The following is a 14360-nucleotide window of genomic DNA, read 5'->3' as shown; positions in this document are numbered from 1 at the left end:
GATGAGAAAATTGTCGTTTATGATAATGGTAGTTATTATTCTGACAGCAGCTATAATTCCGAGTGCGTCTGCCGCTGAGGCGGAAGACGAACGGCTTGACCTGTCCAAGCTGGATAAGGGAGCGATCGGAATTCGTTATGATGCCCCTGCGGGCAAGGTGACGAAAGCCGTCATTACGAAGGGTGCAAATTCATACACTTACTCATTGGATAAGGCGAAAGCAACGAAGCCGATATGGCTCCCTCTCCAAATGGGCAATGGGGCATACAGCGTTGTCATTTTGGAGAATGTGACGAAGACGAAATACCGGGCGGTCTTGTCCAAGTCGGTTACGGTCAAAGTGCCGAACGGAGCGGATATCTACTTGCACTCGATCCAGCATGTAAACTGGATGGATGCAAAGAAAACCGCCGCCAAAGCAAAGGAACTGACCCGCAACAGCAAGACGGATGAAGAAAAGGCTAAGGCCATCTACCAATACATCATTAGCAATGTGAAATATGACTTCGTGCTGGCCAAGAAGCTGACCGACTCGGCTTATATACCGGACATTGACGCAACGCTCGCAGCAAGCAAAGGGGTATGCTACAATTTCGCCTCCTTATATGCCGCGATGCTCCGCAGCGAAGGCATACCGGCCAAGCTTGTGATGGGAACAACCAGCCAGGTTGACGGCTACCATGCCTGGAATGAAGTCTATTTGAACGGAAAATGGGTTCTGGTGGATACGACGGTCGATACCGGTTTGAAAAAATCCGAAAAACCGTTCACCTTCGCAAAATCCGCCAAAGATTATAAAGTGGAAAAGACCTATTGATCTGCTGCAGATACCAAAAAACTGCCGGGCATTCGCTCCGGCAGTTTTATTATTTTGGAAGAATTCAGCTCTCCAGGGAGGCTTGTACAATCAGCCTGTGAGTCGGGTTCTTCAGCGGCTCGCACGTAATCAGCGTAACGATCGACTCCTTGTCGCTGCTTGCCAGAACCGATAAGTCGGTCGGTTCCACGATCGAAATTTTGTTCACATTATAAGTCAATTGCTTATCGTTCGTTTGAATCGTAATTTTATCGCCAATCTCAAGCTCGTTCAACCGGTTGAATAAACGGCCCTTGGTTCTGGCTCGATGAGCCGCTATGGCGGCATTGCCGGTTTGACCGATTGGATTCGTCTCCGTCATATGGGCGGCTGCATATCGTAAGTTTGCCTGAGAGGCCCCTTCCAGGATCGGCAGCTTGAGATCGATCTTATCGATCTCTATAAGTCCAATGGCGTTATCGTCCAGATCTTGAGCAGGTTTCTTCACGGTCTCGGGAGCCGGCTGAGGTTCCGGGTTGTTGGCGGTTTGCGTTAACAATTGGGATAGCTTCTCGTATTCGGCTTGAATCGGACTGTTCGCAGCACCGGCCGGTTTCAAATCGGGAGCATGCTCCAGTTCGCTTAGAAGACGGCCTTCCTGCCAATTGTAATAGTATTCCCTGGCAGTAGGAAACAGCAGGATAATCGCTCCGGTTATGATCAAGACAACGGGCAATATTCTGTTTCTAGTCATGATTGTCTCACTCCATATAGGTATGAATAGTCTTTTCCTTCATTATAGAGGAAGAAACTATCCAAATACTGAGCAAAGCAAGCGTTAGTATGAACACTTCATAACAATCAGGTATCCTAGCGTTATACCGGCAAGCGGATTACTTGGGGTAAGCGCTGTTATCTTATGTGTTAAATTGTAAATAAAACTGCAAAATTATAGTATAATTACCGGATGCAAGTTTTTGCAGTTACGAGATGGCAGACATCTTCAAGCCGCATGGCATTGAGCCGGCTTACGACAGCTTGCGCGTACAATTGTAGACGGAGGTATCAGAATGAAGCGAATTGCAATCGATATGGACGAGGTTATTGCCGATTTTATTCCGAAGCATCTGGGCAGGTTTAACGGGACGTACAACGAGAATATTACAATCGAAGAATTAAGGGGCTATTATCTGGAGGATTTGCGGCCGCAACTGAAGGAGGAAATTTGGAGCTGGCAGACGGAGCCTGCTTACTTCCGCGACCTGCCTGTCATGAAGGACAGCCAGGAAGTGATCAAGGCGCTGAGCGAGCGCTATGAAATATTCATTACGACCGCAGCGATGTATATCCCCGCATCCTTTACGGCTAAGTATGAATGGCTGAAAGAGCACTTCAGTTTCTTGAATGACATGAACTTTGTTTTTTGCGGCGACAAGAGCATCATTCAAGCGGACTATCTCATCGATGATCATGCGCACCATTTCAAACGTTTTGCCGGCCAAGGCATTCTGTATACGTCGCCGCGTAATTGTCACGAAACCGGTTATGTCCGGGTGAACAACTGGAGAGAGGTAGAGGACTATTTCTTGCGGTAATTGTGATTGCCTCCCGAGGGCTTCCCGAATGACGGGAGGCTCTTTTTTTATGACGATGGAGTACGCCGTCTTCTCCAATTTTTCCGGTACTCGGTAGGCGAGCATTGCTCGATGCGCAGGAAGGAATGCAGGAAAGCATTATAGCTGGGAAAGCCGCTTCGCTCCGCAATGTCCGAGACGGAATCGTCGGTAAGCAGCAGAAGGCGTTTGGCATGGTGAACCCGCTTCTGCAGCAGATATTCCTTAGGCGTACTCCCGTAACAGGTTTTGAATTGACGGATAAAGTGGTATAAGCTCAAGTTTACATGCTCAGCCGCTTCGCGAATGCCGTGAATGCCGAGATAGCGGGCATCGATAAATTCGCGGGCAGCTTCCATCGACTGCGGCTTGACGACCGCGCCTCCTATATGAGCAGCCAAGGAGAGCGTGCGCACCAGCAGCTCGTAGAGGCGTGAAGAGAACATAATTTCATCGCCGCCCTCCCGCATAAGCTCGATAATCGCAGTCAATTGACGAAAGACAACATCCGACCCGCCGCTCCCGCGGTCCGCCTCCAGGAGAACCATCGGCGCATTCGTGAACCGTCTCCACAGCGTTTCGGTATCCAAGCCTTCAAATACGACATAATACGTGCGGAAGGGCTCTTCCGGATGGGCGCTGTACGCATGCGGAAAGCGCATGTCATGCAGCAGGCAATCGCCTGCACCCAAATCGAACCACTCGCTTCCTTGCCGGAAGCGGCCCCGGCCTTCCTCGACGAGCAGAAGCTCGTAAGCGGGAAAATGCTCGCGGGCAAAATGAAACGCCGGTTCTGACACGTCATAGCCGGCCAATATCGGATAAAACAGATGCATCCGCGCGAATTCAGGCGGGGTGGCGACAAGTTCAAATGAGTTCAAGCTCCAATCACCTCCTCAATCGTACCGCTTCCTACATTATGACAGGAACGATGGCGGTAAACAAACAGATGAAAGGGACGATGGCCAAGCGTCACGCTTCGCGCCATAAGTCCCTTCATCATGAAGTATGGAGGTCGTGCTGCATCGGGCAGAGTCCGGGTTTCGGCTGTCATGACGATTGCATCGAAAAGCCGCGGCCTGCTGCGCATCATGGCAGCGGCCGCGGCTTCTTCAGCGCCGATCCCGTTCGCTTCGTCCTCTACTTCTTCTTGGTTTTACGGTAGTCGGTGGGCGAGCGGCGTTCGATCTGGTGGAAAGCGTGCAAGAAAGAATTGTAGTTATTAAAGCCCGACAGGGCCGCGATCTCCGTGACGGACCGATTCGTCAGCAGCAGCAGCTGCTTGGCGTGATTGACGCGTTTGAGCAATACGTATTCTTTCGGCGTGCGGCCGAAATAACGCTTGAACTGGCGGATGAAATGGTAGAAGCTTAAATTGACTCCTTTCGCCGCATCTTCCATTTTTTCGACGGTCAAATAGTGCTCGTTCAAGAACCGTTGGGCGGCTGTCATCGCATCCGGCTTGACTAGATCGGCCTGCTGGCTGTCTCCTTGCGATTGATGGAGACATTGCACCATTAATTGATAGATTAAGCAAGAAATTTGGAGCTCGGTTCCATCGGGATCGCGATCATCATTCCGCATCGCAGTCAAGATGCGATCTACGATCTCCGTGAGGGCACTCAGCGGTACTGGCCTGAACAGCACATATGGAGCGGCTAAATTGTCCGGCCAAAGCTTATCCAGCAGGTGCCCGTCAAAAACGAGGTAAGTCATTTGGAAAGGATCGTCGGGATCGGCTTTGTAAGCATGCGGATAGCGCATATTATGCAGCAGGCAGTCGCCGGCTGTGAGCCCCAGCCATTCCCGGCCGTGGCGGTACCAGCCCTTCCCCGAGGTAATAATCAGCGCTTCATAGGCCGGGTAATAGGCCCGTTCGAAGTGAAATCGTTCATCTGGAACGGAATATCCGCCGATCAGCGCATAAAAATATTTGGATCTGGCAAAATCGCTTGGCGATGCGACGTAATCGAACCCATTCTCCGTCATTGTCAGCCGGACCTCCGGAAATTTATTCGATTCCCATTCCCTTCATCATATCTCTGTCTCTTTGCAAGCCGTCTCCTATACAGTTTGCCGAACCTCAGCCAATTCCTCCTCGGCATATTCCGGGATTTCCTGCCAGCCGTCGAATTTGCCGAGCAGCTGCTGAATATAGAAGGGGCCGTGCTCCCGCAGATATTGACACCTGTCTCCTATAAAGTTCTGCGGCCTCTGTTTGCAGAACGACTGCTGGTAGTTGAAGTATAACGCCCGTCTTTCTTCAGTCGGATGCAGGTTCGGCAGGGCGGCGTGCCATAGTTGACCGGAAAAGATGACGCAATCGCCCGCTTCGGCCATCACTTCCGCCTGGCCTGGAAGCATATCCATCGTGTAATGAGGAGGGACTTTACCGGACTTATGGCTGCCGGGAAGCACGAGCAGCGGTCCTTTCTCCATCGTCAAGTCATCCAGATAATAGGCGCAGTTAATCGATATGGGGAAATACCATTGCGGCGGAAGCGGCTCCGGATACGGGTGGCTGTCCAGATGCCAGCCCACCGGCATTCCCTTGCCCGGTTTGACCCGTGTGGCATTGACGCTTTCCATCTGGACCTTAGGCCCCATCAAGGCCCGAATCAGATCAAATACCTGCTGCTGGACGAGCAGAGGGGTGAAAATATCATGCTTGTCGATAATGTCGGATATTTCTCTCGTTTGCACATCCTCCGAAATTTCAACGACCGCGTCAATGAGACGCTTTATGCGATCCGGCTCCAGGACCCCCTTCATGATGTAATACCCGTCTCTATTGAACGCCTCCACCTGTTGGTATAATAGATCTTTCATCGGCTGACACACTCCTCTTCATCACAAATGAGTCTATTTTCTTCATGGATCGATGACTACTCTTCGAATGCCTTCGGATCGCTCATCCAGGGAAGCATGCCAAGCAGCATCTGGCGCATCCGGGTCGAAGCTTTCGCCTGAAGCGCTTCGGATGGCTCATACCCCGGCCAGGTTCGAAGAAACATCGGCGCATAGTTGTAAATGACTGATCTTCGAGTGCGGCTCGAGAAATTGTTCAAAGCCGAATGGTATGTGCTGCCGTGGAAGGCGACCGCTGTTCCGGCTTTCACGTTCATCCGCACATGTCCAGGCATGTCCTCCGGCTCGCCCACCTTCGGCAGCTGATCGTTCCTCATCTTATGGCTTCCGGGCAGAAAGGAGAGGCAGCCGCCGTCATAGGGGACATCTGCCAGGAAATAAAACACCTTCACCATGAACGGAATCCGGGTTCCATTAACATATAGGTCGTTCCCCGTATCCCGGTGCCAGGAGGTATGGGCCTTCTGCTGCGGATATTTTAGCAATCCGTCGTTATCGATCATGACGAAAGCGTCACCGAGCAGATCGCGCAAGGTCTTCATCATGCGTGGATGCTCCATCAATTCCACGAACAGGTCGTCATATTCGATGATGGCGCTTACTTGATCCACGTTGGCAAGCTGGGCATGTTCGGAATTATAACTGCCCCTTTCTTTCCAAAGCTTCACGACGCTGTCCAGACCATCGTCATATTTTTTGATCTCTTCGGCAGTAAGAAAGTTTTCCATGACCAGAAACCCGTCGCGTTCCCAGCTCAGATATTGTTCATCGGTCAAAGCATGAAGCTTCATTCCGGGCTCCTCCTCTTTTTCCTGATACTCCCATTATATTGCCGCATCACCGGGCTACCAACCCGATTCATTGCTTTAAACCCTCAATAAATTGCTCATTGAGGCCAAATGCCATGCTTTTTTTGTCGACAAATATACGGAAAAGAAAATACAAAAAAATAAAATTTGTATACAAAAAAGCTATTGACGGCTGTAAATTTAACCCATAGAATGAAGCCGAAGCCAACCGGAAAGGGAGATTAGCGTAAATGGTTCCAAAGCCTTCGGACAAACGTACTCTGCAGCAGACCATAACCCATCGCATACGAAAAAAGATTTTATCGGGCCATTTGACGGCGAATTCTCACTTGAACGAGGCCAACGTGGCGGAAATGCTTGGTGTCAGCCGCAGTCCGGTAAGGGAAGCGATCAAAACGCTGGAAAGCGAAGGTTTGTTGAAGACACTCTCCACCGGTCGTACGATCGTTATCGGATTTACCCCCAAAGACTTGGCAGATTTGTATGAACTGCGATTCGATCTGGAATGGAAATCGATGCAGGCTCTTCACAAGAGAGGCATTCTGACCGTCGAACAATGGATCGAAATCGAAAAGGTGCTGCAATTGATGGAGCAATGCACCGATTATCACGGAAGTTATATTTATCTGGATACGATGTTTCACCGGAAGGTGGTCGAGGCCGCGAGCAACCGTCCGCTGTTCCGGATTTGGAGCACGATGATCCAGACGATTACGGCTCTTCAGGAAATCACCAATGAACAGATCGATCAGCCGGGCATGAATGAATTGACTCAGATGCATCGCGACATCTTTCAGTCCATTAGGGGAGGCGAGGCCAAGACGACCAAAGCGCTGCTGCATAAGCATATCCAGGCAGGCGTTGATATTGTAACCCGAGTGTTGGAAGAAAGTATCGCCAGAAACATCGAGACGGACTGGTTGGTGGATTTTCGTTGACGGCTTATCTATAATTGTAAGCGTTAACATCGAGGTATTCGAAGGAGGAGAAGCCTTATGATTATCGATGTCCATACGCATATCGGGCACGACGAGGTATTTGACGAGCTGTTCACAGTTGATCAGCAGCTAAGCAATCACGAACAGTTCGGCATCGATATCTCCATCGTGCAGCCGGCTGCGTGCCACTTCCTGGATAAGGTGAAGAAGCAGCATGATCATATCGCGGAGCTGTCTGTGAAGTATCCCGGCAAATTTTATGGCATGGCCAACCCGAATCCTCATCTTCCGGAGGATCAATACCGGCGTGAGCTGGAGCGGTGCGTGAAGGAGCTGGGATTTATCGGCGTCAAAATCCATACCGCAGCCCATGCGGTCAACCCGATGGGGGAGGACGCCAAGAAAGTGTACGAAGCCGCGAAGGAGCTTGGCATTCCTGTCATGCTTCATACCGGGGCGGGCATTCCTTGGGCGAACCCCAGTCTCGTCATTCCTGTCGCATTGGCCTATCCCGAGGTGAAGTTCGTATTGGCCCATACCGGCATGATGGTCAGCTCTGCGGAGGTGCCGGTTATATTGCAGCTTTGTCCGAACGTGTATACGGATATTACTTGGTCCGGCGGATTCATGTTCGCGCATTGGATTCCGCAATTCGGCCACCGGTTTATGTTCGGCTCGGACCAACCCTCGAACGCCGGCACCGAGCTGGCGAAGGTTCGCACCAGCGGCATTGAGCCGGAGGCTCAGGAATATATCCTGCATAAGACCGCTCTGCAGGTCTATGACCGGATCCTTGTCGGCAGAGCGTAACCGTTCTTTCCCCGCCCCCAGTTTCAAATAAATAACGCTTGTTCAGCCGGTCCGGCTGCTCAGGCGTTTTTTGTTGTTGAAGAATTTAACCCCATTCTAATGACTCATTAAGGTTGGCTTAAGATAAGGATTATATATTCTAAAAAAGGAAATTACTTCTTTTTCTTGCGGGAGGCGTTCATGATGAACGAAAACAAGGGCGGCTTCATGGAGTATGATAAAGAAGTCAAGAAGGAAAACTCGGACGAGCATCAATCCCGGATTCAACCGCAGAGGCTTACTTACTTTTATGATTCCAGAAGCAGGAGGTTCTTTCGGAGCCGATCCGGTGTTCATCCGTTCGACAATTCCATTCCCTCGAGAAGGAATAAGCGCGTCATCCTTATAACGATTATCGCATGTCTGCTTGGAGGTGTTGCCGGCGCATTGCTAATGCTTTCTTTAGACATCAACCCTTTTGCATCCGATAATGATAACTCTCATGACATATATACTACCGGTTCACTAGATCGTTATCCATTTCATACAGCTTCTTTGACTGCTGGCGAGACGAATACTCTTTCACCCGCTGCCCGCATATGGAATGCATCGGTAGATTGCTAGGATCAATTTGCGTTAAATTCGGGTGCGCAAGGAATTGGTTATTCAATATAGACGAGCGTATTTGTACCCATGGCAGGTTACCTGAAAGAGTGGAGCTCTTTTCCCTCATCCGATATTGGGCTTGCAGCGCCCTAATGCACAAGGCAGCCGCAATAGCAGAAAAGATATAGTGAACGAAAGCAGTCTGGACTCGAATGAGGACAGGCTGTTTTTTGATTTTTGGTTGAATGACCTGAAGAGCAACTTTTGTTGTATACTTCCAAATTCACACGAAATTCATATCATTTCCCATATATTGTGTGTAATGGACAATGAGGAGGAGGGTGCTAATATCCTATAGAGTTTCTACATAGAAACAAAAAATGTAAGCGCATTAAATTGTTGTCGAAATCCTTTGTTTCCTCTTGATTCCAATTCTTAGAAAAAATGAATGAATTGCTAAAGGAGGTCATTATGGTGAATAGACATCCCTTGCGAATACTATTGTTGATATTGCTGTCCATTGTGACGATTACAGGCTGCAGTTCCAATTCGAATTCCGGTTCCGAATCCCCTCCAGCCGGTGAAGGTGAACAGCAGAATGAAGAAGAAGCGCCAGTAAAGGACAAAGAAAGCTTCGTGGCGGATATCAAACTGCTGCGTACTTGGGGAAGCGACGAACAGTTCAAGCTGTTACTCGAGGATTTCAATAAGGAGTATCCGAATATTAAAGTTGAAGTGCTGCCTCAGCCTTATAACGAGCTTCCTGCATTAATCGCCGCAGGCACGATTCCCGATGTTGTGGGCATGGTCGGAACCATGCCGGAGTGGGTAGAGAACGGCGTGTTGGAGGATTTGTCCAGTTATATTGAAGTGGATCCGGACGTTAATCCGGATACGTTCCATGAAGTTGCGTATACGCGTTCCGTAACCCCGGATGGGAAAGTGTGGGCTCTCCCTTGGCAGGTCGATCCTAACTTTGCGATTATGTATAACACCACAATTCTGGATGAGTTTGGGATAACCGAAATTCCGGATTTGAATTCATTATCCGCATTTGGCGATTTTCTGCGCAAGTTCTGGGTCGTCCGGGACGGCAAGCAAGAGATGGCGACGTTCTCGCCTCACGAAACCTACGGTGCGGTCAACAGCGTGCAAACATGGGCTTACCTCAATGGGGCTACGACGAAGACATTCTATGATCCGGAGACGCGCAAAGTCAACTTTAATGATCCGCTGATCGTCGAAGCGCTGGAGTGGATCGTTCAGTTCAAGCGTGACAATGTGGATGATGAACGCCGGGGGCAGGTACAAGCTTCGCTTCCAGAAGGCACGAGCTGGTTTCAAGCGGGCAAATCGGCCATGAATCTGCAGACGGCAGGAGAGCTGCGGCTCAATTACGAGATGAATCCGGATGAAATCGGAATTATCTCCATGCCTCAGAAAGCCGTCTGGATCGGAGGCTGGAGCTTTGCTCTGACCGCCGGCGGGAAGAATAAAGAAGCGGCATGGGAGTTTTTGAAATGGATGTGCGCAACGAATGAAGGAGCGGAATCCAACCTGAAGCATCTGACTGCCATTTCCGGAAAAAAGGAAAATCCTTATCTGGATGAACAGGCGAAGACCGATCCGGTCTATGCGGCCTTTAAAGAGGTGCTGGGCAATGCGCAGCAAGGTCATTTGTGGACCGCGATCCCGGTCGAATGGGCACCCGAGTTCGATACTAAATACGCTGAAGTGATGAACGGAACCCTGGAGCCGAAAGCTTTCCTGGATCACATGACGAAATATATTCAAGCTTTAGTCGATGAGAGGTACAGCCGTTAACGTCGACGCGTTTATAAGGAGGTCATTTTATGAACAGACATCCCTTACGAATCTTCATGTTGTTGTTTGTGTCTATTGTTACGATTGCAGGCTGTAGTACTTCCGAAGCCCCCACAGTCAATGAAGAACAGGTAGAACAGGTAGAACAGGAAGAGACAGCAGCACCTGTAAAGGACAAAGAAAGCTTCGTTGCCGATATCAAACTGCTCTGGTCATCTGACGATCGGTTCAAGCCGTTGATCGAGGATTTCAATAAGGAGTATCCGAACATTAAGGTCGAACTTTTGCCGCAGCATTATAGTGAACTGCCCGCCTTAATCGCGGCTGGTACGATTCCCGATGTAGTAGGCCTGGTCGGAACGATGCCGGAGTGGGTGGAGAACGGCGTGTTAGAGGAATTGTCCGAATATATTGAAGTGGATCCTGACGTTAATCCGGATACATTCTATGAAGCCGCTTATATTCGATCCGTAACTTCGGACGGGAAGGTATGGGCCCTGCCTTGGCAGGTCGATCCTAACTTTGCCTTCATGTACAACACCAAGATCCTGGATGAGTATGGGATTACAGAAATACCTGATTTGAATTCTTTGTCCGCATTCGGCGATTTTCTGCGCAGCTTCTGGGTAGTCCGAGACGGCAAGCAAGAGATGTCGACGTTCACGCCTCAGAACGTCTATGGAACTGTCAACGCCTTGCAAACATGGGCTTACCTCAATGGGGCTACGACCAAAACGTTCTACGATCCGGAGACCCGCAAGGTCAGCTTTAATGATCCTTTGATCGTTGAAACGCTGGAGTGGATCGTTAAGTTCAAGCGAGATAATATTGATGATGAACGCCTGCAGCAGGTTCAGGCATCGCTGCCGGAAGGAACGGGCTGGTTCCAAGCGGGCAAATCGGCCATATATCTGCAAACAGCAGCAGATCTGCGGAATAATTACAATTTGAATCCGGATGAAATCGGGATCATCTCCATGCCTGAGAAATCTACCTGGATCGGAGGTCATAGCTTTGCTCTGACGGCCGGCGGGAAGAATAAAGAAGCGGCTTGGGAGTTCTTGAAATGGATTTGCGCTACGAACGAGGGGGCGGAATCCAACCTGAAGCATTTGAATCTGATTTCGGGGAAAAAAGAAAACCCTTATATGGATGAGCAGGCAAAGACCGACCCTGTCTATGCGGTCTTTAAAGAAGTGCTCGCCAATGCGAAGCATGATCATTTGTGGACATGGATCCCGGTCGAATGGCAAACCGAGTTCGATAAAAAATATGGTGATGTCATGAACGGCAGCCTGGAGCCGAAAGCTTTCCTGGATCACATGACGAAATATATTCAAGCTTTAGTCGATGAGAGGTACAGCCGTTAGCGAGGGCAGCAGTTGCCCTGCTTTCGAACATATGGAAGCAAAATGATAAATAGCCATGCGGTTCAGCTGCTGAACCTGCATGGCTATTCGTTGTTCAGAGACATGTCGCCAAGGGGATGAACATACGTTCAAGTCCCTCTTGGGGACGCTCTTGCTCTGGCGAAGGCTGGGCATATGTAAGACCTCTTAAGCGGTCTCTAGCAGTTCGACGATGAAGATGCTGGTTTTAATGGTTGATTTGTTGCGGTCGAGCTTAACGAATATCCATTCATTCGTTCTGTCGATAATCGTACCTCTGCCATGGAGGGTCTCAACGCGTGTTTGATTCAAGATGACTTTAAACGGATATTGTGATGACTGACTTCGAAGTATCTTTCGCGGCATGCATATCATCCTTTACAACAACTTTATCTTGCAGAAATATCGTAACATAGCGCTGTCTGCCTGAGATGTGCAATAAATCACAGACAATCGGGCTAGCTGGAGCTTCGGGAGGGATACTCATAGACATGTTGAAACAGGCATGCGACAATAAGTACGCGGATATCGTACGCATGAAAGCGATTTTGTACCGATGAGTTTACATAAAATCGACTATCCGCTATCCGCCGCAATCGAACGCTGCAGGAGGCACAGTAGGAATGAAATGGGGAAAGCTGCCTAACCGATTGTTGAACGAGAATGAAGCGCTCATGCATCCCGCCTGTTATACGGTCAATCAGACCTATCCGCTGCACTGGCATGAATTTTACGAATTGGAATTTATCGTTGAGGGCGAGGGAGAGCATCTGCTGAACGGTCAGTCCTATCCGCTGGCCAAGGGGTATCTCTTTCTTGTGACGCCATCCGATTTTCATGAAATCATTCCGGTAAAGGATAAAGCGCTGAAGCTATATAATGTGAAATTTTCGGAAGAGACGCTTGGCGCCTCCTTGCGCAATCTGCTGTTCGTCAATCGTGAATGCTTCATGGCGCGCTTCGAGGGGACGGAATTCGACCGGATGAATGACGAGTTCGCCCGTCTGATCGAAGAATCGGCGAATAAGGGAATCGGATCCGAGCTTCTGATGAGAGGCGGGCTGGAACGAATTTTAATCGATCTGCTGCGGGCGGTTACGAACGGGCGGCAGGAGCGGGCCGGCACCAAGATCGACAGCTCCATCCAGGAAGCCTTGATCTATATTCATCATCACTACCGGGAGCCCTTGACGCTGGAGAAGGTGTCCGCCCAGTCCGGATTGTCTCCTAACTATTTCAGCGAATGCTTTCATAAAGCGACCGGCAGCTCCTTCCGCAGCTATATGCAATCCTTGCGCTTACGCGCGGCGATAGCGCTTGTAAGCAGCTCCGAGATATCTGTCACCGAAATTTGCTACAATTGCGGGTTCAATTCCTACACGCATTTTATCCGGGCGTTCAAGCAGAAATACGGAATGGCGCCCAACGCGTATCGTAAATCAATGCCGAATAAGAACTAGCTTTGGACGAGCGGTTTGGCAGATATCAGGCAAAGCTTAACGGCTTGACGATAAGAAGGATTTATTGAGCGGACGGCGAAAGAGAATGAGCATAAGAGAGGAGGCAATCGATGAATAAGAAACCGATTAAGGGAACCGACCTGCAAAGCTCGATACTCTGCCTGGGCGGAAGCGGGCTGGGAAGCACCCTAACCATGGATCAATCCTTCTATCTCATGGACGCGTACGCAGACCGGGGCGGCAATTTGATCGATACCGCACAGGTATACGCCAATTGGCTGCCTGTCGAAGCAAGCATCAGCGAGAAAACGATCGGCTCCTGGATGAAGGCCAGGAAGAACCGCCATGCCATGATTGTCACGACGAAGGGAGGGCATCCGCTGCTGGAGTCGATGGATACACCGCGGCTGTCTCCTGCCGATATTGCGCTCGACATTGAAGGCAGCCTGCGCCATCTGCAGGTGGATACGATCGATATGTATATCCTTCACCGGGACGATGCAAGCCAGCCTGCCGGAGCTATTATGGAAGCGCTTCATGAGCAGAGGCAGGCGGGAAATATCCGCTATTTCGGCTGCTCCAACTGGACGGCGCGGCGAATGGAGGAAGCGCAGCGCTATGCAGATGAGCGGGGGATCCAAGGCTTCACCAGCAACCAAGTGATGTGGAGCTTGGCCGAAGCGGATTCGTCTAAATTCGCCGATCCCACGATGGTGGCGATGAATGAGGCAATGAAGCAGTATCACTTGAAGACCTCCATGTGCGCCATGCCTTATTCCGCGCAGGCCCAAGGCTTGTTCACCAAGTGGGATACCGGTGCATACGGCGCAGACGATGAAAGGATTAGCCCCACTTATCGTTCGGCGGCGAATTGGGAGCGTTATGAGCGGGCGAAGAAGCTGGCTTCCGAGCTATCCTGCTCCGTGACTCAAGTGGCGCTCCGCTATTTGATCGACCAGCCCTTTACCACACTGCCGATCGTGGGCTGCAGAACGCCGGAACAGCTGCAGGAAAGTCTATCCGCCGAGGACATCCGGCTGACGCCGGAGCAATTGGCATATTTGGATGGCAGCGCTTGAATGCCTTAGCATGAATCACCATAGCCATTCCAGGCCGCGAAGAGATTCGCGGCTTTTGGTCGTACGGATTCGGCGAAGTCCGATCGTATGCAGCGCTGTGCCTGCAGCTGATTCAGCTGTTGAATTGACACCAGTGATGAACGATGTTATCTTTATCGCAATCATTTGTTGGAATTTTGGAATAGGTTGG

Annotated in this window: 15 protein-coding genes; 9 read left to right on the top strand and 6 right to left on the bottom strand. The window is 50.1% G+C overall.

The window, feature by feature from the left end; genetic code table 11:
• The first annotated feature begins 1 nt into the window (after position 1).
• Positions 2 to 817: a transglutaminase-like domain-containing protein gene (locus tag L1F29_RS23345; protein ID WP_258384440.1), complete on the top strand. Its 816-nt coding sequence runs from the start codon at positions 2 to 4 to the stop codon at positions 815 to 817.
• 64 nt (positions 818 to 881) lie between these two features.
• Here the strand turns inward: L1F29_RS23345 and L1F29_RS23340 are convergent, their stop codons facing one another.
• A complete protein-coding gene (locus tag L1F29_RS23340; RefSeq protein WP_258384439.1) occupies positions 882 to 1550 on the bottom strand; it encodes a class D sortase in 669 nt (222 codons plus the stop codon).
• Between the two features lie 316 nt (positions 1551 to 1866).
• Here L1F29_RS23340 and L1F29_RS23335 point away from each other — a divergent pair, with 316 nt between their 5' ends.
• Entirely contained in the window at positions 1867 to 2391 is a 525-nt protein-coding gene (locus L1F29_RS23335; RefSeq protein WP_258384438.1) for a 5' nucleotidase, NT5C type, read from the top strand.
• Positions 2392 to 2438: 47 nt separating this feature from the next.
• Here L1F29_RS23335 and L1F29_RS23330 read toward each other — a convergent pair whose 3' ends face one another.
• Positions 2439 to 3290 carry an AraC family transcriptional regulator gene (locus L1F29_RS23330; protein ID WP_258384437.1) on the bottom strand — a complete coding sequence of 284 codons (852 nt, stop codon included), beginning with the start codon at positions 3288 to 3290 and terminating at the stop codon, positions 2439 to 2441.
• Between L1F29_RS23330 and L1F29_RS23325 the strand changes: the two genes are divergently transcribed.
• Positions 3281 to 3574, top strand: a complete 294-nt coding sequence (locus L1F29_RS23325) for a hypothetical protein (protein ID WP_258384436.1) — start codon at positions 3281 to 3283, stop codon at positions 3572 to 3574. The genes L1F29_RS23330 and L1F29_RS23325 overlap by 10 nt on opposite strands.
• Here the strand turns inward: L1F29_RS23325 and L1F29_RS23320 are convergent.
• The 3 genes from L1F29_RS23320 to L1F29_RS23310 form a co-directional block, all read right to left on the bottom strand.
• Complete coding sequence (locus L1F29_RS23320) at positions 3550 to 4398, bottom strand: AraC family transcriptional regulator (RefSeq protein WP_258384435.1); 849 nt, start codon at positions 4396 to 4398, stop codon at positions 3550 to 3552. The genes L1F29_RS23325 and L1F29_RS23320 overlap by 25 nt on opposite strands.
• Before the next feature lie 75 nt (positions 4399 to 4473).
• Complete coding sequence (locus L1F29_RS23315) at positions 4474 to 5238, bottom strand: phytanoyl-CoA dioxygenase family protein (protein ID WP_258384434.1); 765 nt, start codon at positions 5236 to 5238, stop codon at positions 4474 to 4476.
• Positions 5239 to 5294: 56 nt separating this feature from the next.
• Positions 5295 to 6068: a phytanoyl-CoA dioxygenase family protein gene (locus L1F29_RS23310; RefSeq protein WP_258384433.1), complete on the bottom strand. Its 774-nt coding sequence runs from the start codon at positions 6066 to 6068 to the stop codon at positions 5295 to 5297.
• A 248-nt stretch (positions 6069 to 6316) separates the two neighbouring features.
• On the opposite strand from L1F29_RS23310, the gene L1F29_RS23305 reads away from it, so the two are divergent.
• The 4 genes from L1F29_RS23305 (at position 6317) to L1F29_RS23290 (ending at position 11613) form a co-directional block, all read left to right on the top strand.
• Entirely contained in the window at positions 6317 to 7024 is a 708-nt protein-coding gene (locus L1F29_RS23305) for a GntR family transcriptional regulator (RefSeq protein WP_258384432.1), read from the top strand.
• Positions 7025 to 7081: 57 nt separating this feature from the next.
• Complete coding sequence (locus L1F29_RS23300; protein ID WP_258384431.1) at positions 7082 to 7834, top strand: amidohydrolase family protein; 753 nt, start codon at positions 7082 to 7084, stop codon at positions 7832 to 7834.
• A 1056-nt stretch (positions 7835 to 8890) separates the two neighbouring features.
• The gene (locus tag L1F29_RS23295; protein ID WP_258384430.1) at positions 8891 to 10243 is read left to right on the top strand and encodes an extracellular solute-binding protein; all 1353 of its coding nucleotides are present in this window, start codon (positions 8891 to 8893) and stop codon (positions 10241 to 10243) included.
• Positions 10244 to 10272: 29 nt separating this feature from the next.
• Positions 10273 to 11613 (top strand): extracellular solute-binding protein, encoded by a 1341-nt coding sequence (locus tag L1F29_RS23290; RefSeq protein WP_258384429.1) that lies wholly within the window; start codon positions 10273 to 10275, stop codon positions 11611 to 11613.
• A gap of 186 nt (positions 11614 to 11799) precedes the next feature.
• On the opposite strand, the gene L1F29_RS23285 is transcribed toward L1F29_RS23290, so the two are convergent.
• Complete coding sequence (locus tag L1F29_RS23285) at positions 11800 to 11997, bottom strand: hypothetical protein (RefSeq protein ID WP_258384428.1); 198 nt, start codon at positions 11995 to 11997, stop codon at positions 11800 to 11802.
• Positions 11998 to 12254: 257 nt separating this feature from the next.
• On the opposite strand from L1F29_RS23285, the gene L1F29_RS23280 reads away from it, so the two are divergent.
• Positions 12255 to 13091, top strand: a complete 837-nt coding sequence (locus tag L1F29_RS23280) for an AraC family transcriptional regulator (protein ID WP_258384427.1) — start codon at positions 12255 to 12257, stop codon at positions 13089 to 13091.
• Positions 13092 to 13201: 110 nt separating this feature from the next.
• Positions 13202 to 14170, top strand: a complete 969-nt coding sequence (locus tag L1F29_RS23275; RefSeq protein WP_258384426.1) for an aldo/keto reductase — start codon at positions 13202 to 13204, stop codon at positions 14168 to 14170.
• Positions 14171 to 14360 lie beyond the last annotated feature (190 nt).

The organism is Paenibacillus spongiae, from assembly GCF_024734895.1.
Classification (GTDB): Bacteria; Bacillota; Bacilli; order Paenibacillales; family Paenibacillaceae; genus Paenibacillus_Z; species Paenibacillus_Z spongiae.
Note: the sequence above shows the minus strand (reverse complement) of the source record. Positions and strands in the feature narration are given on the sequence as shown.

Coding starts and splice junctions, on each gene's coding strand:
- L1F29_RS23345 (WP_258384440.1), top strand. CDS start 2: ATGAGAAAATTGTCGTTTATGATAATGGTAGTTATTATTCTGACAGCA.
- L1F29_RS23340 (WP_258384439.1), bottom strand. CDS start 1,550: ATGACTAGAAACAGAATATTGCCCGTTGTCTTGATCATAACCGGAGCG.
- L1F29_RS23335 (WP_258384438.1), top strand. CDS start 1,867: ATGAAGCGAATTGCAATCGATATGGACGAGGTTATTGCCGATTTTATT.
- L1F29_RS23325 (WP_258384436.1), top strand. CDS start 3,281: ATGAGTTCAAGCTCCAATCACCTCCTCAATCGTACCGCTTCCTACATT.
- L1F29_RS23320 (WP_258384435.1), bottom strand. CDS start 4,398: ATGACGGAGAATGGGTTCGATTACGTCGCATCGCCAAGCGATTTTGCC.
- L1F29_RS23315 (WP_258384434.1), bottom strand. CDS start 5,238: ATGAAAGATCTATTATACCAACAGGTGGAGGCGTTCAATAGAGACGGG.
- L1F29_RS23310 (WP_258384433.1), bottom strand. CDS start 6,068: ATGAAGCTTCATGCTTTGACCGATGAACAATATCTGAGCTGGGAACGC.
- L1F29_RS23305 (WP_258384432.1), top strand. CDS start 6,317: ATGGTTCCAAAGCCTTCGGACAAACGTACTCTGCAGCAGACCATAACC.
- L1F29_RS23300 (WP_258384431.1), top strand. CDS start 7,082: ATGATTATCGATGTCCATACGCATATCGGGCACGACGAGGTATTTGAC.
- L1F29_RS23295 (WP_258384430.1), top strand. CDS start 8,891: ATGGTGAATAGACATCCCTTGCGAATACTATTGTTGATATTGCTGTCC.
- L1F29_RS23290 (WP_258384429.1), top strand. CDS start 10,273: ATGAACAGACATCCCTTACGAATCTTCATGTTGTTGTTTGTGTCTATT.
- L1F29_RS23285 (WP_258384428.1), bottom strand. CDS start 11,997: ATGCCGCGAAAGATACTTCGAAGTCAGTCATCACAATATCCGTTTAAA.
- L1F29_RS23280 (WP_258384427.1), top strand. CDS start 12,255: ATGAAATGGGGAAAGCTGCCTAACCGATTGTTGAACGAGAATGAAGCG.
- L1F29_RS23275 (WP_258384426.1), top strand. CDS start 13,202: ATGAATAAGAAACCGATTAAGGGAACCGACCTGCAAAGCTCGATACTC.